15 protein-coding genes are annotated in these 23,871 nt (G+C 44.1%); 6 read left to right on the plus strand and 9 right to left on the minus strand.

The features are described from left to right. Positions 1 to 91: 91 nt before the first annotated feature. From BUC01_RS18345 to BUC01_RS18355, 3 genes are all read right to left on the minus strand, one after another. Positions 92 to 535: a calycin-like domain-containing protein gene (locus BUC01_RS18345; RefSeq protein WP_073314453.1), complete on the minus strand. Its 444-nt coding sequence runs from the start codon at positions 533 to 535 to the stop codon at positions 92 to 94. Positions 536 to 833: 298 nt separating this feature from the next. Then, entirely contained in the window at positions 834 to 2,336 is a 1,503-nt protein-coding gene (locus BUC01_RS18350; RefSeq protein WP_073314455.1) for a PCMD domain-containing protein, read from the minus strand. Positions 2,337 to 2,717: 381 nt separating this feature from the next. Further along, entirely contained in the window at positions 2,718 to 4,085 is a 1,368-nt protein-coding gene (locus BUC01_RS18355) for a DUF4925 domain-containing protein (protein WP_175560900.1), read from the minus strand. A 363-nt stretch (positions 4,086 to 4,448) separates the two neighbouring features. On the opposite strand from BUC01_RS18355, the gene aroC reads away from it, so the two are divergent. Next, entirely contained in the window at positions 4,449 to 5,525 is a 1,077-nt protein-coding gene (gene aroC, locus BUC01_RS18360; protein ID WP_025831780.1) for a chorismate synthase, read from the plus strand. Positions 5,526 to 5,540: 15 nt separating this feature from the next. After that, positions 5,541 to 6,899, plus strand: a complete 1,359-nt coding sequence (locus tag BUC01_RS18365; RefSeq protein ID WP_025831778.1) for a dipeptidase — start codon at positions 5,541 to 5,543, stop codon at positions 6,897 to 6,899. Between the two features lie 19 nt (positions 6,900 to 6,918). On the opposite strand, the gene porE is transcribed toward BUC01_RS18365, so the two are convergent. Then, entirely contained in the window at positions 6,919 to 8,925 is a 2,007-nt protein-coding gene (porE, locus tag BUC01_RS18370; RefSeq protein ID WP_073314459.1) for a PorE family type IX secretion system protein, read from the minus strand. Between the two features lie 85 nt (positions 8,926 to 9,010). Here porE and BUC01_RS18375 point away from each other — a divergent pair, with 85 nt between their 5' ends. Continuing rightward, positions 9,011 to 10,087, plus strand: a complete 1,077-nt coding sequence (locus tag BUC01_RS18375) for an anhydro-N-acetylmuramic acid kinase (RefSeq protein WP_073314461.1) — start codon at positions 9,011 to 9,013, stop codon at positions 10,085 to 10,087. Positions 10,088 to 10,093: 6 nt separating this feature from the next. On the opposite strand, the gene BUC01_RS18380 is transcribed toward BUC01_RS18375, so the two are convergent. Then, the gene (locus BUC01_RS18380; protein WP_025831777.1) at positions 10,094 to 12,310 is read right to left on the minus strand and encodes a DNA topoisomerase 3; all 2,217 of its coding nucleotides are present in this window, start codon (positions 12,308 to 12,310) and stop codon (positions 10,094 to 10,096) included. Between the two features lie 224 nt (positions 12,311 to 12,534). Here BUC01_RS18380 and BUC01_RS18385 point away from each other — a divergent pair, with 224 nt between their 5' ends. Continuing rightward, positions 12,535 to 12,972 carry a DUF6078 family protein gene (locus BUC01_RS18385; protein WP_025831774.1) on the plus strand — a complete coding sequence of 146 codons (438 nt, stop codon included), beginning with the start codon at positions 12,535 to 12,537 and terminating at the stop codon, positions 12,970 to 12,972. A gap of 377 nt (positions 12,973 to 13,349) precedes the next feature. Here the strand turns inward: BUC01_RS18385 and scpA are convergent, their stop codons facing one another. Together scpA and mutA are read right to left on the minus strand one after the other, a co-directional pair. After that, on the minus strand, positions 13,350 to 15,497 hold the full coding sequence (gene scpA / locus BUC01_RS18390) for a methylmalonyl-CoA mutase (protein ID WP_073314463.1): 2,148 nt from the start codon (positions 15,495 to 15,497) through the stop codon (positions 13,350 to 13,352). 1 nt (position 15,498) lies between these two features. Further along, positions 15,499 to 17,361 carry a methylmalonyl-CoA mutase small subunit gene (gene mutA / locus BUC01_RS18395; protein ID WP_025831772.1) on the minus strand — a complete coding sequence of 621 codons (1,863 nt, stop codon included), beginning with the start codon at positions 17,359 to 17,361 and terminating at the stop codon, positions 15,499 to 15,501. Between the two features lie 434 nt (positions 17,362 to 17,795). Between mutA and BUC01_RS18400 the strand changes: the two genes are divergently transcribed. Beyond that, entirely contained in the window at positions 17,796 to 19,457 is a 1,662-nt protein-coding gene (locus tag BUC01_RS18400) for a putative transporter (RefSeq protein ID WP_025831770.1), read from the plus strand. A 79-nt stretch (positions 19,458 to 19,536) separates the two neighbouring features. On the opposite strand, the gene BUC01_RS18405 is transcribed toward BUC01_RS18400, so the two are convergent. Beyond that, entirely contained in the window at positions 19,537 to 20,163 is a 627-nt protein-coding gene (locus BUC01_RS18405) for a cytidylate kinase-like family protein (RefSeq protein WP_073314465.1), read from the minus strand. Positions 20,164 to 20,235: 72 nt separating this feature from the next. Continuing rightward, positions 20,236 to 21,594, minus strand: coding sequence for an MATE family efflux transporter (locus tag BUC01_RS18410; RefSeq protein ID WP_025831768.1), 1,359 nt, complete (start codon positions 21,592 to 21,594; stop codon positions 20,236 to 20,238). Between the two features lie 258 nt (positions 21,595 to 21,852). On the opposite strand from BUC01_RS18410, the gene BUC01_RS18415 reads away from it, so the two are divergent. Then, positions 21,853 to 23,757 carry a hypothetical protein gene (locus BUC01_RS18415; RefSeq protein ID WP_025831766.1) on the plus strand — a complete coding sequence of 635 codons (1,905 nt, stop codon included), beginning with the start codon at positions 21,853 to 21,855 and terminating at the stop codon, positions 23,755 to 23,757. Positions 23,758 to 23,871 lie beyond the last annotated feature (114 nt).

The following is a 23,871-nucleotide window of genomic DNA, read 5'->3' on the forward strand; positions in this document are numbered from 1 at the left end:
CGTTTTTTGGGGGGAATGCTTAAAGATACAAAAAAGGCAACTAACTCGCAATGAATTAGTTGCCTTAAATTTTATTATTTTAGGAATATCCCTATTTATTTCCTACATAACTTACCGCAAGATCTCCAGCAGGTGTACCCGCAATGTTAATAGTAACGTTCAGTGTCTTACCATCCGAACTTCCATCAACTACAACCGGAAAAGTGCCCAATACAATTGAAACATTCCCACTACCATCAATATCTATTTTATTGCCATTCTGCTTCGCATCGCATCCTTCCACTACAATATCTCCGAGGGATTGCCCCAGGAAGCTAAAGTCTTTCAACTCAATCGTCACCTTGCTATCACTAACTTTTATCAAAGATATAGAAGTATCCGGTGTAGGAGCTCCCAGAACCGTCAACGTCCCTTTATAAGTACCTACAACGTTATCAACAGTCAACGGCCCATCATTATCATCGTCATCACTACACGCTGTAAACAGACACATTGTACATATTACAGCAAACAAATAAAAAATACTTTTCTTCATTGTCAAGCCTTTTTAAGTTATTAAATCACTATTATTATTGTAAGGATAATCATTGAACATTAAAAGAAATTTGACCGTAACCAACTATTATTCAACAGATTATTCCAATCAACAATTTCACAAATATAGTAAAAAGTAAAATACACGGTTTACTCTTCTGAAAATTCAAACAGAATTATGTAATTTGGAACATTCTTTTAATACAAATATATGAGTTCTAAAGATTATAAATAAAAACGCTGGAAATCAGATGTGTGATTGACTTCCAGCATTTTTTCTATTTTATAGTACCGAATTATTATTCACCTATTATTTCCAACTCATCAATCCATAACGTACTGCCACCAGCACCTTTGAACGCATCACCGTCTTTACTTGATGCACAAACGATTGCCAACTTATATGTTTTACCCGACTCATATGTTTTTCCATTCACATAAGTAAAAGGTATATCAAAGTAGGTATAAGCGGCTTTTGCAGTACCATCATCCAGTACAGCTACAGCTACGCGGTATTCAGAGCTATTGATATTATTCCCTGTTAAAGTTACCTCATTACCCTCAGCGTCCTCAGCCTCATACAATACAGCCTGGATAGCACACTCATCTGTAATTTCCGGATGTTCTACTACATCTTCCGGCTTAGTAGCTCCAGTACCATCTATGAATTTATCGCCCGGAGTATATTTATACCATCCTCTAAAATAGGCTGGCTTCATCTCATAAGCAACGCCAAACTTCGTACTATTCAAACGATCTTTCATATCAAGAACAAATTTTCCTGTGAAAACAGAACCCGATGTAATGGCAGGCACCAATGAATTCATTTTTGCACTTGTATCCATAGTCACCAACTTAGCAGCAGCTTCACCTGCAACAACATCTTCAGTTTCTTTATACAAAGGAAAACCTTCTATACCATAAAGCCACAAAAGAGAAGCAGCGGTTGCACTGGTAGCAAGCGTTTCTTCAATCGGTTCATCATGCTTAGATTTACCAGCACCAACAGATTTCCATTCATCAAACGGAAATTTCATCGCTACTTGACGGCCAGCTAATGAAACAATATATTCTTTCACTGTTCCATCCTCTGCTATAACTGTATAAGTAACATCAGAAGCAAAATTTTGCTTTACACCTGTTGCAGGACTTATAGTTGCTTTTAAAGAAATTTCAATAGTAGGTACAAGTGCAGCTAATTCTTCATCCGTAGCATCATCTAAGACTTTAAAAGTTATCTTACCTGTAGCATCATCAATTATCGGCTGTTCCGTTATAATCGGAGCATCTTTAAATACAAAACTAGTAATTTGGGCTTCCGAACTTTCAGAGCCAGTTAATTTATCACCTTTATATACTACTTTCACCGTTTCACCCAACTGTTCTACAGCAATATCTAAATTGACTTCAGCCTTACCATTATTTAATGTACCGGTTACATCCACATTACACTTACCAATACCATTTGCTAAATTCAATTCTTGATTACCGGTAAATGAATATGAAGTTCCATTTTGTTTCAAAGCACATTTTTCTAATTTAATAGTTCCCAGATTATTTCCCATGAAACTAAAATCTTTCAGTTCCAGACTAATGATATTATTTCCCGATTTTGCAATCGTAATATTCTTCGGCAATCCCACACCTACAGGATTACCATCCAATTCTATATCAAGAGTTCCTTTGTATGTACCTGCCAATTCTTCCTCAATCGGATAAACAGGATCATCATCATCGCTACATGAAGTGAACAAACTCACTGAACAGATCAATGCAAACAAATAAAATAAATTCTTCTTCATAATCTTGTTGTTTAGTTAATAATAGTCTCCCAAAACAGGAGATTATGTTCTTTTTTTAATGCAACACCTTTGAGGATGCAAAATAATAGCTTTTTAAGTAAGGACAAAAGGTCTGTTTTACTTATTAATGTTCCATTTTTAACTTAAGCTATTAAATGTGAAGTTATATATAGCTTTTTTATCTGTTAACTACACAATATGTTTAACATTGTTTTCAGAACAAAAAGCCTGAAATAATAAACACTGAAAGTGATTCCATTGTTTACTATTTCAGGACGTTCTTGAAATCAAATTAAAGAAGGCAAAAAGGAGTTGATGCTATATAAAAAAGAGGGCTTCCCCGAAAGGAAATCCCTCTTTTTTATATAGCATCAACAATAATTATTCTTCCTCTTCTTCTGCTACGTCTTTTAAAGACCCTGTTGCCAAATCAAGCCCAACATTAAACAGAGTGGTAGCTTTCCAAACGTCCTCAAATTCTGTCAATGAGTTTAAAGCTGTCAGCATTTGAATCAATCCCCAAACAGGCATTGGTGAACCAAAAACTTCTACAGTCATATTTTTCAGCATTACATCCAAATCAGGCAACATAGGATAAAGAGCCGGCATAAAAATATCAAAAATTTCTTTCTCAAGATATACATGGAAAGTACTAACTTTACTTCCATCCTTCAAAGCTACCTCAGACGTATCATACCCTAACGGAAAACCATTAACCACATATCCTATCAGCTTTTCAATATCACTATCCGAGATTTTTGTTATATCCAATTTGCTAAGAATGTTATCACTTCCCATACTTGACAAAAATCCACCTAAAAGTTCTTTTATCTGAGCACCAGTCATGCCCTTCACCATTTCTACGATTCCCAAAATAGCCTCAGGAGTCATACTGGGATTCTCCGCATCTTTCATGGCTTCTGCAACAATTGCCGGAATATTCAGTAATACATGAACATGATCATTGCCTGCATACCAATAAGCTAAATTAGCAGGAGAAGTAAGCCATGTTATATCCTCTGTAGAAGGCAATCCGCCACCACCAAAAATACCGGAAATAATTTCATCTTGATTGATTTCAGCATCCTTTGCATAATTTGCAACAATAGAACCGTCAGCCTTAAATTCAACATCTTTCAGAAGTTTCACCATTATACCAGATACAATGATACTCCCCATATGCTGAATATTTTCAGCAGCAAGACCTGCATTCTGTCCATCAGCATCAGCATAAGGAGATACCCAGTTTAGCATAAATGGAGCATGTGCAATTTTACTTTTTTTATCAAAAACAAAATTATCACACATATTCCACTTCTTTACTAAGTTTCCTGTAGCAGCTGTAGTTACCGCAACTTCTGCCTTGCCATCCAAAGTGATTGTTCCTTCAACTCTTACAGTAGTAGAACTTATCAAATCAGTCATGGCTTTAGTTGTTGTTTCAATGTTCTTCTCTCCCTGAAATTTAAAAGAACCATCCGACTGCTCAGTTACATTCACATTTACTTCAACTTCATCCATACCTCTAACTGCTTTACTCAAAGCTATAACACCACTCTGAGCATCAGACATAATCAACCTCACACTTGCATCCGGATTATTGGGTATATTAGTCGTCAAAGACAGATTTTCAGCTGTAATTGCCTGAGTAGGCAGTTTTTTCCATGATGGATCATCATCGTCACTACAAGCCGTAAACAAACTCATTGAACAGATCAATGCAAATAAATAAAATAAATTCTTCTTCATATCTTTCTTGTTTAGTAAATAATAGCTCCCCATCGCTGGGTAGTCATGCCTTTTTAATAAAATAAGATTTCAAGGGTGCAAAATAACAGCTTTTAATGATATTAGACAAGGTCTATTCTAAAAATGAGCTGTTCTTTTTTTAAGCATCCAACCTTTAATTACCACCTTTTATGGAAAATCACTTACCAATAGAGTAAATTCACAGCGATATTAAAAAACATCTCATTCCATAAAAAAATAATATTTCTTCCCTCCCATGAGAAAAAATCCATAACTATTTGTTATCTTTAGGCATCCAAAAGCTTTTATTCAAAGGATTTGGCATGAATAAACCTTATACATAAACCATTAAAGCAAAAGATTATGTTCAACTCATTCGGCAATATCCTCCGCCTTACCAGCTTTGGGGAGTCACATGGTAAAGGCATCGGAGGCGTCATAGATGGATTTCCCGCAGGCATCCGCATTGATATGGATTTCGTGCAAGCGGAACTGAATCGTCGCCGCCCCGGACAATCCCTTATTACTACGGCACGGAAAGAAGGGGATAAAGTAGAATTCCTTTCCGGTATCTTCGAAGGCAAATCAACAGGATGTCCTATCGGATTCATTGTATGGAACGAGAACCAACATTCCAATGATTATGATAATATGAAAGAGGTATATCGCCCCTCACATGCGGACTATACTTATAAGGTGAAATATGGAATCCGTGACTACCGGGGAGGCGGACGTTCATCGGCACGCGAAACCATCTCACGCGTAGTGGCAGGTGCACTTGCCAAACAAGCGCTCCGCCAATTGGGAGTACGTATCACGGCATATACTTCACAAGTAGGCCCTATCCGCCTGGAAGAAAACTATACCGCTTATGACCTCGATTTAATAGAAACCAATCCAGTACGTTGTCCCGACCCGGTGAAGGCAAAGGAAATGGAAGAGTTTATTTTCAAAATCAAGGGGGAAGGTGACACCATCGGTGGTGTGGTGACCTGTGTCATCAAGGGGTGCCCGATTGGTTTGGGACAACCGGTATTCGGTAAGTTACAAGCCGCCCTCGCTTCCGGTATGCTTAGTATCAATGCCGCCAAGGCATTTGAGTACGGTGACGGATTCAAAGGTTTGAAGCAAAAAGGTTCGGAACAGAACGACGTGTTCTTCAATAACTGCGGACGTATTGAAACGAAGACTAACCATTCGGGCGGTATTCAAGGCGGCATCAGTAACGGACAGGACATTTTTTTCCGGGTTGCCTTCAAACCGGTAGCTACCGTGCTAATGGAGCAACATACAGTCAATCTGGATGGTGTGGACACGACTTTGAAAGCCCGCGGACGCCATGACCCATGCGTATTGCCCCGTGCAGTACCCATTGTAGAAGCAATGGCAGCCATGACGTTACTGGACTTTTATCTTATTGACCGTACGACGCAATTATAATACCTTATTATATATATGAACGAAATACAGAAATACATCTCAGAGAACGAATCAAAGATGCTGGAAGATTTGTTCAGCCTCATCCGTATTCCAAGTATCAGTGCAAAACCTGAGCATCATGATGACATGTTAGCCTGTGCAGAGCGTTGGGCGCAATTGCTGCTTGAAGCTGGTGCGGACGAAGCATTGGTAATGCCGTCAAAAGGGAACCCGATTGTTTTCGGAGAAAAGATAGTAGATCCGGCTGCAAAAACAGTACTGATATACGCCCACTATGATGTAATGCCGGCGGAACCACTGGATTTATGGAAAAGCGAACCTTTTGAACCGGAAATCCGCGACGGGCACATCTGGGCACGTGGTGCGGATGATGATAAGGGGCAAGCATTCATTCAGGTAAAAGCATTCGAATACCTGGTGAAACATGGGATGCTGAAAAATAACGTCAAATTCATCTTCGAAGGTGAAGAAGAAATCGGTTCTCCCAGCCTGGAAGCGTTCTGTGAGGAACACAAGGAGTTGCTAAAAGCAGACGTTATTCTGGTATCAGACACCAGTATGCTGGGTGCCGACCTGCCTTCACTGACAACCGGACTTCGCGGACTGGCATACTGGGAAATAGAAGTTACAGGCCCCAACCGTGACTTGCATTCCGGTCACTTCGGCGGTGCTGTTGCCAATCCTATCAATGTGTTGTGCGGCATGATTGCCAAAGTGGTAGATGCAGACGGACGTATCACGGTACCCGGTTTCTACGATGACGTAGAAGAAGTGCCGCAGGCAGAACGTGACATGATAGCACATATCCCTTTTAACGAGGAGAAATACAAAGCTGCTATCGACGTAAAAGAATTGTATGGAGAAAAAGGATACAGTACGCTGGAACGTAACAGTTGCCGCCCGTCATTCGATGTTTGCGGCATTTGGGGCGGATATACAGGCGAAGGTTCCAAAACGGTACTTCCATCCAAGGCTACGGCTAAGGTATCCTGCCGTTTGGTACCTCATCAGGATCATCACAAAATTTCCCGGATGTTTGCCGATTATATAATGAGTATCGCTCCGGATACGGTAAAGGTGAAAGTTACGCCTATGCACGGTGGACAAGGATATGTATGCCCCATCACCCTCCCGGCTTATCAAGCCGCCGAGAAAGGTTTTGAGAAAGCTTTCGGGAAGAAACCGCTTGCCGTGCGTCGTGGAGGAAGTATTCCTATTATTTCGACATTTGAACAAGTTCTCGGCATCAAGACAGTGCTTATGGGCTTTGGTCTGGAATCAAATGCCATTCATTCTCCCAATGAGAATATTCCGTTGGATATCTTCCGGAAAGGAATTGAGGCGGTAGTAGAATTTCATCTAAACTACAGATAAATGAAGAATTTTCCATTCCTCATTTAGAATACGTCGTTCGCAAAACCTTAAATTCCGTACGACGATTTATCGCATTGCAAATCTCCTGCTGTTCCAGCGGGAGATTTTTTATGAACTCTTCTGTCAGAACATCCCCTTCTTTCAGGAAAGGCGCAGATTTAAGAGTAAACTTAGTAACGGCCTTAGGCTGTTGTTCCCCATATCCCTTGGGCGTCAGACGTTCCGGTTCAATGCCACCTTTGATCAGGTAACGCACCACAGATTCAGCACGACGCTGTGACAGGCGAAGATTGTAATCATCATTTCCCTTATAATCGCAATGTGCCGCCAACTCAATGGCAACACTCGGATTATCATTTAATAATTGTATCAGTTCGTCCAAAGCCACCGTGGATTCCGGAGTCAGATCGGCACGGTCAAACTCATAGAAGATATTCTCTATCAGTACCGGACGGGTGATGGAGGCCAAGGCAAATTCCAGTTCATAACACCGGTCTTCATCAACGTTTTCCGTCAGTAGCTCCTCTTTATCATTAAGATAACCACGACAAGAGGCAAGCAGGGCATAACGATGCCCCGGATTCAACTCTTGCGTAAAAGTACCGTCTTTCTTCACATTTATTTTCAGATAAGTTCCATCATCACCCACCAACGTAACGAGGGCTTCAGGCAACACATCTCCTTCCTTATCATATACCAGTCCTTTCAGAGTATGGTGTATTTCAGGATATTCAAAACAGAAAATATGATCCCAACCACGGGCATCTCCCCGGTTAGAAGAGAAAAAACCACGATTAGGGGCACCCGGTTCGAAAGTCATACCGAAATCATCACCCTGCGAATTTATAGGAGACCGCATATTCTCAATTCGCCAACCTTCTGTCAGACTGTCGGAAACAGCACGGAAAATATCCAATCCACCCATACCGGGGTGACCGTTAGAAGAGAAGTACAACGTGCCATCCGATGCAAAGGTAGGAAACATCTCATCACCGGAAGTATTTATGTCGGGGCCTAAATTATCAACATAGCCGAAGCCATCGCGAGTTACATTAATGCGCCACAAGTCCAGTCCACCTTGTCCGCCGGGCATATCAGACACAAAATAGAGATAATCGCCTGCGGGAGACAGAACGGGATGGGCTACGGAAGAAAGGGTATCATTCATAATGGCACACTTCTGAGGAGCTCCCCATTCGGCACCGGCACGTTGAGAGACGTAAATCTCGGCATAGGCAGGCGCATCGGGCAATGTCCGGCAACGAGTAAAATACATGGTTTTGCCATCTGCCGAAAAAGAACAGACGCCCTCTTCAAATTCACTGTTCACTTCGGAAGCAAGTGGTTCCGGCTTTTGCCATTGTTTCTTTTCGTTCCGTTTGGAGTGGAATATATCGGCGCTCTTCATTCCGGTGATACCATTCAGATCAGTCCCCTTCGCCTCATTGCGGGTAGAAGTGAAATACAGAACATCGGCATCGTCACCTGCATACATTGGAGAATAATCGCTACGGCGGGATACGAGGATAGGAACACGCTTCACAATATGGCGGGTAGGATTCTTTTTCCATTCCTGCGCCAATTGGCAGGAGGTCAGTCCTATATGTGCCAAAGAGTCTTTACGTTCTTTTTTATCAGAAAGTTGCCGGGCATAAACGAGGTAATTCTCATAATAAGGTATAGCGGCAGCATATTCACCATTCTTCCGAAGCATCTCTGCCAGATAGAAATGAGAGATTGTATCGGGATAGCGGTAACGAACCGCATTCATATAGGCAGCTTTGGCTTTCAATGTGTAGTTGATGCGCCGGTAACAATCACCTTGTTTATAAGCAAGGATTCCACGTTGCGGACGGTCTTTGGGTGAAGTACGGGTATAAGCCTGTTTGTAATGCCGAGCTGCATCAAAAAATTCTCCACGGGCATAGCTTTGTTCCGCCTGGCGCAAACTCCTCCCAGCCCCACAGGAAGTGAGGAGCAACATTGCACTGAGAAAAACAAATAAAAGCGGCCTATATAATCTCATGACTATATAAACTGAAAAGGCGGCACTTTATTGTATAATTCCCTTCTTCTCACTACATTTGCCAAACATCAAAACCCCTCATCCTATGAAAGACCTCAAAATTCAAGCCATCGGTTTAATGTCCGGAACCTCTCTTGACGGCCTGGACGTATGTTGTTGCACTTTTCGCCGTGAAACCAAGAAATGGAATTTCCACATTGATTGTGCCAAAGGTTATGCCTATCCTGATGATTTAAAACAGAAACTTGGCACAGGAGCCCAGCAAATGACTGCACTCGAATTCATCACATTCCATAGTGCGTATGGTAAGTTTTTGGGAGAGCGGGTGAATGACTTTATGCAAGAGTTCAATGTGCACCCCGATATTATCGCTTCGCACGGGCACACTATTTTCCACGAACCTCAAAAGCGCATTATGTTCCAGATAGGTGACGGGGCGGCTATTGCTGCCGAAACCCGTATTCCCACCGTATCCGATTTCCGTCGTCTGGACATCATGCTGGGCGGACAAGGCGCCCCGCTCGTTCCTATCGGCGACCGGCTGCTTTTTGCCGATTACGACTATTGTCTCAATATCGGAGGTTTCTCCAACATCTCTTTTGAACAGGAAAACCGCCGTATAGCGTTTGATATCAGTCCCGTCAATTATGTCATCAATCATTACTGTCGGCAGATCAGTTTGGAATTTGACAAGGACGGAGAGATAGCACGGCAGGGATCTGTCTGCCAACCGCTTTTGGATGAATTAAACCGCATGGACTTCTATCATCAGACAGGGCCCAAGTCTCTTGGACGCGAATGGGTGGAAACATTAGTTTATCCAATGCTGGAGAAATACGGATTAAACCTGGAAGACAGGCTACGCACTTTCTATGAGCACGCTGCCTATCAGATAGAGCGTGTCATTACGGCTCATCCCCGACCATCCGGCAACAGCAAACTGCTCATTACCGGTGGCGGCGCTTTCAATAAATTCCTGATAGAGCGAATAGATGCACTTTGTCCCTGCGAAATAGTTATCCCCGAACGGTCTATCATAGAATATAAGGAAGCGCTCATTTTCGCTTTTCTCGGCACACTCTACATGGCAGACGAGCCCAATTGTCTGGCATCCGTGACCGGAGCTTCCATGGACAACATCGGAGGAATGCTGTTTAAGTGACGCGGACTATGATTCAAAAGGCTTACGGAATGTACATCCGTTTCTCCATTCGGAACAACCGTAAGCCGTCTTACCTTTAATAATAGTTCCCTTGCCACATAAAGGACAAGTCTGTCCCTCAACAACCTGTGTTTGAGAAGTATTTGCAAGAGGCGTTTCTGATTTTGCTTCAGGCGCATTGCCCATTGCCTCAGGCGCATCCGTTTTCGCTTCAGTTACCTTTTTGCGCGGTTTACTCTGCCGCTTGGGCTTCGAAGCATCCTTTTCTTTAGCAGCAGCTTTTCCGTCCTGTTTCTTATCATTGGCAGATGCCTCCTGAACAGCCTTTTCAATCGTAATATGCCGGTTCGTATTATCCGAAAGCACACTCATGACAACTTCCGAAACCATCTGTTTCAGTTCCTCCAGGAACTGGGCGGCATTGTACGTTTTCTTTTCAATCTCACGCAGTTTCTTTTCCCAGATACCGGTCAGCTCGGCAGATTTCAACAATTCCTCATGGATAATCTGGATAAGCTCTACTCCCGTAGGCGTAGCAATCAAATTCTTCTTCTCCTTACGGATATAATTTCGCTTGAAGAGTGTCTCGATAATTGCCGCACGCGTGGACGGACGACCGATACCATTCTCTTTCAGCGCATCGCGCAACTCATCGTTATCCACCAACTTACCCGCCGTTTCCATGGCACGCAGCAGGGTAGCCTCAGTATAAGGACGGGGCGGTTGCGTCCACTTCTCATATAGATTGGGCAAATGGGGGCCGCTTTCACCTTTCACAAATACAGGCAACACGTTCTCCTCCTCACCTATTTCCTTTTCTTCCTGCGACTGTGCTCCCGGAGTTCCGAAAATAACCCGCCACCCCGGTTCCAATATCTGTTTACCGGTAGTTTTGAATTCAATTTCCTCTACTACACCCAGCACAGTGGTAGTGGCAAACTTACAATCCGGATAGAACACAGCAATGAAGCGGCGTGCAATCAGGTCGAACACACGGCGTTCCATATCTGTCAGATTCTGCGGATGTTGTCCCGTGGGGATGATGGCGTGGTGGTCGGTGACTTTAGAGTTATCGAACACCTTCTTCGATTTCAATAAAGTAGTTCCCTCTAAAGGTTTTGTAAAGGTCTCATAGTCACGCAATCCTTTCAGAATGCCCGGACATTTCGGATAAATGTCATCACTCAGGAAAGTGGTATCCACACGCGGATAGGTGGCTACTTTCTTTTCATATAATGATTGGATAAGTTTCAAGGTTTCATCGGCAGAGTAAGCGAACTTCTTATTACACTCCACCTGCAAGGAAGTCAAGTCGAAGAGGCGAAGCGGAGCTTCCTTTCCTTCCTTCTTGGTGACATCCGTAATCGTAAAGGGAGAATTTCTGATTTGTTCCAGTAGAGCCATACCTTGCTCCTGACTGGTGATAGGATCTATTCCCCGGTTTTCTTCCTCTTTTTTAGGTTTCTTTCCGGCAGCAATGGCTTCTTTGTTCTTCTCTGCTTCCAGAATGAGTTCTTCCTCACTCTTCCTGATGATGGCGGCAAAGGTAGTATCCCGATACACCGTCTTCAGTTCCCAATATTGCTTAGGGACGAAGTTTTGTATTTCCAACTGGCGGTTTACGATGAGTGCCAATGTAGGCGTCTGTACCCGGCCGATAGAAAGTACCTGCTTGTTCTGTCCGTACTTCATGGTATAGAGGCGCGTAGCGTTCATCCCCAGCAGCCAGTCACCAATAGCACGGGACAACCCGGCTTCATATAAAGGTTGAAAGTCGGAAGCATCTTTCAATTTGGCAAAACCTTCACGGATGGCTTCTTCCGTCAATGACGAAATCCACAAGCGTTTCACCGGACAGCGTGCCCCGGCTTTCTGCATCACCCAGCGCTGAATCAATTCTCCCTCCTGTCCGGCATCACCACAGTTGATGATCATGTCGGCTTTCTGCATGAGGGCTTCTATCGTATGGAATTGCTTTTCGTAAGTGGGATTGCTGATGAGCTTAATTCCGAAACGGGGCGGTATCATGGGAAGGCTTCCCAGACTCCACGATTTCCAGTTCGGAGTATATTCGTGCGGCTCTTTAAGCGTACAGAGGTGGCCGAATGTCCAGGTCACCTGGTATCCATTCCCTTCAATGTATCCATCTCTCCTATCCTTCGCTCCCAATACATCAGCTATGTCACGCGCCACAGAGGGCTTTTCGGCAATACAAACTATCATTCATTATCTTTTTAACGGAGCAAAGGTACAAAAAAGGGGGGAATGATAAAAGAATAAGTGATTATCGATGGCAACAAAGTGGCATTAACACAAATGTGGTTACAGATGTATCATACAGAAGTAACGGATTTTTTATTTATAAAGTCAGAATATCATTTTATAATCTACCCCTATCTGTGATATATGTCGTACCTTTGCCGCACAATCATTAAATTAAAACTACAATGGAAAAAGAATCATTCGATTATTCAAAAGTTCCCCATAACTTTGGTCTGTGCGCGACAGCAGATTGCCCTCATGCCGACACTTGCCTACGCCGGATTACATACACTCATACGCCGGCAAGTGTTACTTTTCCGCCTACGCTGAATCCAAAAACAATTGAAGCCATGGCAGGGAAGTGCGAGTATTACCGTTCCAATAAGAAGGTACATTATGCAAAAGGTTTTGTCCGCACCACAGAAGCGCTGGCTGTCAGCGCATCCGGAACATTCCGCTACGGACTGATTGGCAGTTGGGGAATCAGACGATATTATCAGAAACGGAAAGGGGAGACTTTGCTGTCGCCTGCCGAACAACAAAAAGTGATTGCACTGGCCAAGAAGTTGGGTTTGCAACAAGAAGAGTATTTCGACAGCTATGTAGAGGAATATAACTGGTGACAAGGTTTCTTCCGTTCGCCACGTAACGGATGGATAGCAGCATCTTACAAGCAAACAGCCGTGCCCTCGGCAGGTGAATGATTTTCACCTTATGAGGACACGGCTGTTTCCTTTCGCAGTAACTTGATTTACCCCAAATGGTAACGTCATTTACATACCGAGGTAAAGGTCGTTACATACCGAGGTAAAGACCGTTACAATATGGGGTAAAGGTCGTTACATACGGCGGTAAATGCTTTTACATCGTGGCGTAAACAAAATATAAATGCAATGCGCTGATAATAAAGCACTAATAAAAAAAAGGCGGACTGCAAGTATCAAAACACCCGCAGTCCGCCTATTACCTTAGCGCCTCAGCGCCTTATCACTTCTTAAATTTATTCTTCATCCATCAGGATTTCCAGAATCTGGCAAGCAGCCTTAGCTACCGGAGAACCCGGACCAAAGATGGCAGCCACACCGGCTTTGTACAAGAAATCATAATCTTGTGCAGGGATAACGCCACCGGCAATCACGATGATATCTTCGCGACCCAACTTCTTCAATTCCTCAATAATCTGCGGAATCAGAGTCTTGTGCCCGGCAGCCAGTGAAGAAACGCCCACTACGTGAACGTCGTTTTCAACTGCTTCGCGGGCAGCCTCGGCAGGTGTCTGGAACAAAGGTCCCATATCCACGTCGAAACCACAGTCGGCATAACCGGTTGCTACCACTTTGGCACCACGGTCGTGACCGTCCTGACCCATTTTTGCTACCATGATACGAGGTTGACGTCCCTCTTTCTTCGCAAACTTCTCAGCCAGTTCACAAGCACGCTTGAAGTCGCTGTCGTTCTTACTTTCTGATGAATACACGCCTGATATAGTTCTGATTACTGCTTTATAACGTCCTACAATCTTTTCGCAAGCATACGAGATTTCACCCAGCGTAGCGCGAACACGGGCAGCTTCAACTGCCAACTCAAGCAAGTTGCCTTCCTTGGTTTCCACACACTTGGTGATAGCTTCCAGTGCTTTCTGCACAGCTGCCTCGTCGCGTCCTTCTTTCAAAGTCTTCAAGTTGGCAATCTGTTCCTGGCGGACAGCCGTGTTGTCGATTTCAAGAATATCAATCGGAGCTTCTTTCTCCAGACGATACTTGTTCACACCGACAATAGTCTGCGAACCGGAGTCGATGCGGGCCTGCGTACGTGCGGCAGCTTCTTCAATACGCATCTTGGGAATACCGGTTTCGATGGCTTTTGCCATACCGCCCAGCTTTTCTACCTCTTCAATCAGCTCCCATGCTTTGTGAGCCAGTTCGTTGGTCAGAGACTCTACATAGTAAGAACCACCCCATGGGTCAACGTTCTTGCAGATATAAGTTTCTTCCTGGATATAAATCTGAGTGTTACGTGCGATACGTGCAGAGAAGTCCGTCGGCAAAGCGATAGCCTCATCCAGCGCATTGGTGTGCAAGGACTGAGTATGTCCCAATGCAGCAGCCATAGCTTCGATACAAGTACGGCCCACGTTATTGAACGGGTCTTGTTCAGTCAACGACCAACCAGACGTCTGGGAGTGTGTACGGAGTGCCAGAGATTTCGGATTCTTCGGGTTGAACTGTTTCACAATCTTCGCCCACAACATACGTGCAGCACGCATCTTGGCTATTTCCATGAAGTGATTGGTTCCAATAGCCCAGAAGAAAGACAGACGCGGAGCAAAAGCGTCGATGTCAATGCCTGCAGCAACACCGGCACGGAGGTATTCCAAGCCGTCCGCCAACGTATAAGCCAACTCGATATCAGCCGTAGCACCTGCTTCCTGCATGTGGTAACCGGAGATAGAGATAGAGTTGAACTTCGGCATCTTCTGTGAAGTATATTCAAAGATATCAGAAATAATCTTCATTGAGAATGCAGGCGGATAAATATAAGTGTTACGCACCATGAATTCTTTCAGGATATCATTCTGGATAGTACCTGCCATTTCTTCCAACTTAGCACCTTGTTCCAGACCGGCATTGATGTAGAAAGCAAGAATCGGAAGTACGGCACCGTTCATTGTCATAGATACTGACATCTTGTTCAAAGGAATACCGTCGAAGAGAACCTTCATGTTTTCCAGTGAGCAGATAGATACACCGGCTTTACCTACGTCACCTACCACACGTTCGTGGTCGGGGTCGTAACCGCGATGTGTAGCCAAGTCGAATGCAACGGACAAACCTTTTTGCCCGGAAGCCAGGTTACGGCGATAGAATGCATTTGATTCTTCAGCTGTAGAGAATCCGGCATACTGGCGGATAGTCCAGGGGCGCAGCGTGTACATCACTGAGTACGGGCCACGCAGATAAGGAGGCAGACCGGCAGCATAGCCCAAGTGTTCCATGCCTTCGAGGTCTTCTTTCGTGTAAACAGGCTTCACTTCGATGTGTTCCGGCGTTTTCCAGTCAGTATGGATGCCGTTAGCCTTCTGCCACTCAGCACCGTTCACGGGCTGAAATGCGGCATATATGTCTAAGTTTTTAAAATCTTTTCTCATCTTACTTCAATAATTTAGCGTTGAACTCTTTCAATGTATCGAGTACATTGACACGGACATGGATGAAATTCTCGATACCGGCAGCTTTCAAGTCGTCCATACAAGCAGGAGCACCTGCTACAATGAACATAGCACGACCGTTCAGAGCCTGGAAAGCAGGAACAGCATATTCAGCATATTCATCATCGCTGGAACAAAGCACTACAATATCAGCTTTGGCAGCCATAGCTGCTTCTACGCCCTCTTCCACTGTGGGGAAGCCGAGGTTATCCACTACTTCGTAGCCTGCACAAGCCAGGAAGTTGCAAGAATATTGAGCGCGTGCCTGACGCATAGCCAAGTTACCGATAGTCAGCATAAACGCTTTCGGACGTTTGCCGCTGGCTTCCGTCTCAAGGCGCAACGCTTCAAATTCGCTGGCAGCACGGTCGAAATTCAATGCCGGAACATCTTTTTCGCAAGTATCGTGTCCGCCACCGCAACAGCAAGTAGCTTCGAGCGGTTTTTTGTCGCCCGCTTTTTCATTAAAGTTCGGGAACTGGTTGGTACCCAACAATACTTCACGACGCTGAGCTACTGCTTTATGACGAGTTTTATTGCTTTCGTTCACAGCAGCCTGCACTGTACCTGCTTTCACTGCGGCATAGAAACCACCGGCTTCCTCAACGGCAAGGAAAAGCTCCCAAGCCTGCTTGGCGATGGATACAGTCAGGTTTTCAATATAATAAGAACCGGCAGCAGGGTCAATCACCTTATCGAAGTGAGACTCTTCTTTCAGCAACAATTGCTGATTGCGTGCCATACGTTCTGAGAATTCATTAGGAGCATCGTAAGTCTTGTCGAACGGAGTAACCGTCATTGAATCCACACCACCCAGAGCGGCGCTCATGGCCTCGGTCTGTGTGCGCAACAAGTTTACGTGAGCGTCGAACAAAGTGAGGTTGAATGTAGAAGTCTCTGCATGAACGCGCATCTTGGCAGCACAACGGTCTTCTGAGTCATAAGAAGCAACGATGTTTGCCCACAACATACGGGCAGCACGGAACTTGGCTATTTCGAGGAAGTAGTTCGAACTGATACCGAAGTTGAACTTAATCTTCTTGGCAACGAGGGCTGCGGGAAGTCCGGCAGCAGTCAGTTGGTTCATGTATTCATTACCCCATGCTAAAGCATATCCCAGTTCCTGATAGATATATGCGCCGGCATTGTTCAGCGTCAGGGCAGTCACATTCAGTACGCGGTATTTAGGCAGAGCAGCGGTTGCTTCAATCAGAGCTTTGGCAGTTGCCGACATGTCTCCTTTTTCTTTGCCTTTAGCCAACATCTTGTCGAAGAAGTCATAGCCGATAGAACCTTGCAGCTTCGTCAGGTCGTAACCTTTCTTCTGGAAGTAAGCCACCAGAATATCTGCGAGTTCCACTACATGTCCCTGACAAGTGTAGAAGTTCAATTCCACACACTCAGCACAGATGCCTTCGAGCAATGTCTCGATGTATTCGGCATTGAGTTCTTTCGCCTTTACACGGAAAGCCAGCGAGTCAATACCTTTATTAAGGATATCCAGCGCTTTCGCGTTAGCCTCCTTGGGGCATTCCACTTTGATTTTCTGGCGAACCAGCCACTCGTTGTTGTCTTTCTTGGTACCTCTGAGGTAGGGAAATTCACCGGGAAGTGCTTCTGTCGTCTTCAGTCCTTCGAGGTCCTCCATGCGGTAGAAAGGTTTTACCTTGAATCCTTCGTTTGTCTTCCAAACGAGTTTCTTCTCAAAATCAGCGCCTTTCAGGTCAGCTGTTACTTTCTCCATCCACTGTTCGGTAGAGGTGGGAGCAAAGTCTGAGAAGAGTTTTTCTTTACTGTCTGCCATAGTTTATTTAATAATTAAAAAGATAATTAGTAATCTCTTCATTTACCTATTTGTCGAAAATAGGACTTGCAAATATACTCAATAAGTTATAATAACAAGGATTTTTAAGTAAAATTCGCACGGAGTTTGACATTCTGACAAGGTTACTTTTAAATCGCTTCAACCCCGAGCCATTCGCGAACAGTATCTGAGACACACTTGCTCCACACCTTCTCCAGTGTTTCTCCACATACAGCTACCTCTGAGTGGAGAAACACTGGAGAAGGTGTGGAGCAAGTGCGCCTCGGGTATGTTCCTTATACAGTCCGCGAATAAAGCCCCTCCTCGCCACAACTCAAAGAAAAACTCCCGAAAACCCTTTGCCACCTCCCTTTTAATGCCTACCTTTGCGCGAAATTTCAACAAGCAAATAAAAAAGATAAACAAAGGTAACTATGGATTGGTTAGAGAGTTTGTTATGGGACCCTGCCTCCGTCGCCCATATCGTATGCTTATATGCATTCGTAATATCTGTCGGCGTACTTTTGGGCAAGATTAAGATTTTCGGGATATCACTGGGTGTGACGTTCGTGCTTTTCACCGGTATCCTGATGGGACATTTCGGTTTTACGGGTGAGACACACATTCTGCATTTCATCCGCGAATTCGGGCTTATTTTATTCGTATTCTGTATTGGTCTGCAAGTAGGACCGTCGTTCTTCTCTTCTTTCAAGAAAGGTGGAATGACGCTAAACATGCTTGCCGTAGGTATTGTGGCACTGAATATCGCAGTAGCCTTGGCCATCTATTTCATTGACGGGGGAATTGATCTTCCCATGATGGTAGGTATCCTCTATGGTGCTGTCACCAATACTCCGGGTTTGGGTGCCGCACAGGAAGCATTGAACCAGTTGAACTACACAGGTGACCCCATTGCACTGGGTTATGCCTGCGCCTATCCGCTCGGTGTGGTCGGTATCATCGGTTCTATCATTGCCATCCGCTACATCTGCCGGGTGAATATGAAAAAAGAAGAGGATGAACTTTCTACACAGACTTCGGACATGAAGCACATGCCGCACATGTTGCATCTGGAAGTTCGCAACGAATCTATCGACGGAAAGAAACTACTCCAAATCAAAGAGTTCTTGGGACGTCCTTTCGTTTGTTCACGTATCCGCCATGAAGGCCATGTCAGCATCCCCAATCAAGATACTGAATTCCATATCGGTGACCAGGTGTTCATCGTATGCTCTGAAGAAGATGCCGAGGCGGTAACCGCTTTCATCGGTAAAGAGATTCAAGTAGATTGGGAAAAACAAGATATGCCGATGGTTTCACGCCGTATATTGGTGACTAAATCTGAAATCAACGGCAAGAAACTGGGCAGCCTTCATTTCCGTAGTATGTACGGAGTGAACGTAACCCGTATCAACCGTTCGGGTATGGACTTGTTTGCTGATCCGAATCTGATATTGCAGGTAGGTGACCGCGTAATGGTGGTTGGTCAGCAAGATGCTGTAGAACGTGTTGCAGGCGTACTTGGAAATCAGTTAAAGCGTTTGGACACACCGAATATCGTGACCATCTTCGTGGGTATCTTCCTGGGTATCTTGCTGGGTAGCCTTCCTATCGCTTTCCCGGGCATACCGACTCCGGTGAAACTGGGTTTGGCCGGTGGTCCGTTGGTAGTCGCTATCCTTATCGGACGTTTCGGACATAAATTGAAGCTGGTGACGTATACAACCATGAGTGCCAACCTGATGTTACGTGAAATCGGTATCGTGCTTTTCCTTGCCAGCGTAGGCATCGAGGCCGGTGAGCATTTTGTACAGACGGTGGTAGAAGGTTCCGGATTGTCATATGTAGGCTACGGTTTCCTTATTACTACCATTCCATTGCTGATTATCGGTATGATTGCACGCTTCTATTGCAAAGTGAATTATTTCACGCTGATGGGATTGATTGCCGGTAGTAATACAGATCCTCCTGCACTGGCTTATGCCAATCAGGCATCTGGTAACGATGCTCCGGCAGTAGGTTATTCCACAGTTTATCCATTGACGATGTTCCTGCGTATTTTGGCGGGACAGATGATATTGCTGACGATGATGTAATGCACACATTACAAATAAGAATAAAAAGAGAGATTACGCAAAACGCAATCTCTCTTTTTTATTTCAACCGATCTCTATTTTACTTTATTTTGAGCTTCACAAACTCCTCGATGAAATCTATTGTCTTCTCTATTCCCAAGACAGATGAGTCAATGCAAAGATGGTAAGTCGCCGCAGCTCCCCACGTCTTATAACTATAATAATTATAATATTCAGAACGTTTCTTATCCTCCTTGCTCATCATATTTTCCGCTTCTTCCTCCGAGACGGAATGGGCGGCACACAAACGTGCAATACGGCTACTACGAGAAGCGGAAATAAAAATGTTCACACAGTTGGGATAATCACGAAGAATGTAATCAGCACAACGGCCTACAAAAAGGCAGGACTTCTCGTCAGCCAACTGACGGATGACATCACTCTGCACCTTAAAGAGCGCATCGTTACTCAGACAATTCTGAGTAGGCAAAGCGCCATCTCCCACAAACGGGAAACGCATACCGAAGAGTCCGCCAATAATGCCTTGCGAAGCACGTTCATCAGCTTTTTCAAAAAATTCACGGCATAGACCGCTTTCCTTAGAAGCCAGCGTTATCAACTCCTTGTCATAGAAATCGATGCCCAAACGGGCTGCCAGCTTCTCCCCAATCTCTTTTCCGCCGCTTCCCAATTGGCGACCGATGTTCACAACGAATTTCTTATTCATAGCTTCAATCTATTTGGTTTACTAATAGCAAAAGTAAGGATTTATAGGAAAGAAACAAAAAAATAATCAATACTAATTTTGCTGTTCCGCTTTTCTGAATTTACGGAACTGACTTATCAGCATCACCATCGCTACCAGGCTGGCAAGCAAATCGGAGAACGGCATACTGTACCATACACCCGCCGCACCGAAAAAGTGGGGCAGAATAATCAGTGCCGGAAGCAGGAAAAGCATCTGACGGGTCAGGGAAAGGAAAATAGCCTTGCTTGCCATTCCGATACTCTGGAAGAAATTCGATGTCACCATCTGGAAACCAATGATTGGGAAGAATATAACCACAATACGCAATCCACGTGACGCGAGGGCTATCAATTCTTCATCGGAAGTAAAAATGGAAACCACCAGATCCGGCACAAGCATACCCATCAGAAAACCGGTGGTAGTGACCACAGTGGCAAAGATAATGGTCAGTTTCAATACGCGGGAAACGCGAGCGTACTGTTGTGCACCAAAGTTATACCCGGCAATGGGCTGCATCCCCTGATTCAATCCCATCACAATCATTACAAATATAAATACCAAGCGGTTGACAATGCCGAATGCACCGATAGATAAATCACCCCCATGACGTTTTAACCCTTGATTGATGACAATTACGATAAAACATGCCGCCAGATTCATAAGAAACGGTGACATACCGATTGCCAACGAATCCATCACAATCTTACGGCGCAGACGGAAAATGCCACGATGAAAGTGAAGGAGTTCGTCTTTATTGCTGAATATCTTGAATTGCCACATCAGTGAAATAACCTGTGCAATGATAGTAGCGATGGCTGCTCCGCGAATGCCCCAACCAAAGCCATAGATAAATAAGGGGTCGAGTATCGTATTTATGACCACTGTAGCGATAGTGGCATACATTGCTTTTTGCGGATGCCCGGAAGAACGGAGCACAGCATTCAAACCAAGATAAAGGTGGGTGACAACATTACCGAGCAAAATGATCTGCATATATTCACGAGCATACTTCACCGTCTCATCGCTACCACCGAAGAAATAAAGGATAGGGTCGAGAAACAACAATGTCACCACCGTAAACGCCAAACCCAAAACAATGTTGAGCACCAGCACATTTCCCAATATTCGTTGGGCAGTATCATAGTCTTTCTGTCCCAGTTTCACGGATACCAGCGTAGAAGCCCCCACTCCCACCAACGAGCCGAATGCTGCTGCAAGGTTCATCAGAGGAAAAGTAAGCGCCAATCCTGAAATAGCCATTGTACCTACTCCATGACCGATAAAAATGCTGTCTACCATATTATATAAGGAAGATGCCGTCATCGCGATAATTGCCGGCACGGCATATTGCATCAGTAGTTTTCCAATCTTTTCTGTTCCCAACGCTGTGGGTGCCTTTTGTCCTGTCATACCTATTTTCTTTTATTGAGGGCGCAAAGGTACTCATTTTCCGGCAGGTAAACAAGCAAAGAAGAAATCGAAACTCTAAAAGGATTGCGAAACGAAAACATTAAAAGAAAGAGAGCAAAAGCTAATAAATTTGCCAGAGAGAGCTTCCTGATAGTGTTAAAGTCCCGTCCGAGAGATGATTTTACTAAAATAGAATACGTTTTTCATACCTATTGAAAACTTTCCCGCTTACTTTTGTCCTCCAAATAAAAGAAATATATGAAAAACCTATCTTATCATCGTATCATTTGCCTGCTGGCGGGAATCTTTCTCACCAGTGCCGGACATGCCCAAATAACCGTCATACATGGTTCTACTTATGAAGAACGCAGTCACTCACTTGTAGACCAGATGTTACAGGCCCAACCTGCCGTCAATGGTAATATCAAATATGTATCTCCTTTCTATTTTGCCCGGTTATGGCGTGACCACGAAAAGGAAACTGCCATAAAAAGGCTAAGTGAAATGTACCAGTATCAGCTGGAACATACTGAAGCATTCTACAACTCCGGTTCCGACATGGACTTCTTTGCTCATGCCACCATGCATGGATATATGCTCACCAAAGAAAAAATGCCCGACTCATTACGACAAAAGATCAAAGACTTTATGAAAATCGGTAAATATACCCGGGATAATGGTACACTGAATATGAAACTAATGCATCAAACCAGTGGGCTGCTGTGTGCAGAAGAATGGCCGGACTTCGTAGACGCCGATGGAAAGAACGCTCTCCAACTAAAAGAATTCCTTCATGACAGAATCATACATACTCTGAAACATTTCATTACTCAAAACTGTCCTGAATCCGATGCCTTTACCTATTTAGGCACCAATCTCCAGTATGTCAGGATGCTCGCCGAGTTCTCGAAGGACGAAGATATACGAAGCAATGCCCTGAACACGTATCACCACATGATTGCACAACTGTTACTCCCCTGGAACCAAGGACTTTATTGTGCAAACCCTCCCCGCTGTAAAGGCTGGAAGAATCTATATACTGGAAATTTAAGTACCGGGGTACAATTAGTTCAACTGACCTGGCTATTTTACGGTTCACCGGACGAACGCATTATCTACCGGGAAGCGGCAAACAAAGATAATTTCGGCTGTTTCAATTTTTGGCTGGCTTACCAGCGTAACGTGAAGCCTCTTCCTTTTCTGCAATCTCTGAACAAGACTAAAAGTTATCCCTATGACTTTGAAGCCCTACGTATAGACAGCAAACACTATAGTTGCCGTTATACTTATCAGAACCATAACTATGGCCTGTCCACTCAGACAATAGAAGCTTTTCCAGATAAACTAAAAGATTTCCAATACACCTACGCTTTCAAGGAAACTAAAAATATACACCTTGTATGGCAATCCGGCTGTTCCGAAGCTTCCGTATTCAGCGTATGCCATGATAATCCGGAACGTCCTCAGATTTATCAGAGTAACTCCAACAAACTTGGGTATGGGGAAAATCCTTACCATCGCGTATTCGGATATGGAAAAAGTGCTATTGGCATATATAATGTAGCAGAGAGTTATATGAATCTCCCCGTTTTCTATCAGATGTACGTACCTTTCAGTCGTAAGGGTATCAAGAAAAGGATTGTAAAGAAGATTAACGGCCTATCCTGGATACTATGCCATACAGGTTCCATGATGTTCGCTTTCGCCACTCCCGAAGACTGGACTTTTGAAACATCCGGTGGCAAATATGACATTAAAGAACATGATGTCCTTATACTAAAAGATAAAAAATGCCGTAGAGGTTCCTGGGTATTGGAAACAACCGAAATCACAGAACGATACAAAGATGCGCAAGGAAACCTGAAAGCCGAATTAGAGAAATTTGCCAGCGATATCCAACAAAAAGTGAAATTTACCCGTTCTGCCGGTTATGAGACAAGCAACACACCAGGAATTTCATATACAAATCTACAAGGTAATACACTTGAACTGACATTCTTTTCTCCTGAAACAGCCTATAACGGACAGTATAAACTAAACGGTACCCCCAGAAAACTGAATACCGAATACATATCAAAAAGCAAGTATATGGAACAAAAAGCTGGTAGCAATATCCTATTATTCCACACTCCGGAAGGAACTAAATCTTTGAAGATGGAATAAAGTACCAAAGCTGGGAAAAATGGACTTTTGAGACCTTTTTCATAAGTTTTGAAACGATTTTCCATATCCCTTCATACCCCATCAGCTACTTTTGCAAATGAAAAACAAGCTTGC

Origin of the sequence: Bacteroides stercorirosoris (assembly GCF_900142015.1) — a bacterium.
GTDB classification, from domain to species: domain Bacteria; phylum Bacteroidota; class Bacteroidia; order Bacteroidales; family Bacteroidaceae; genus Bacteroides; species Bacteroides stercorirosoris.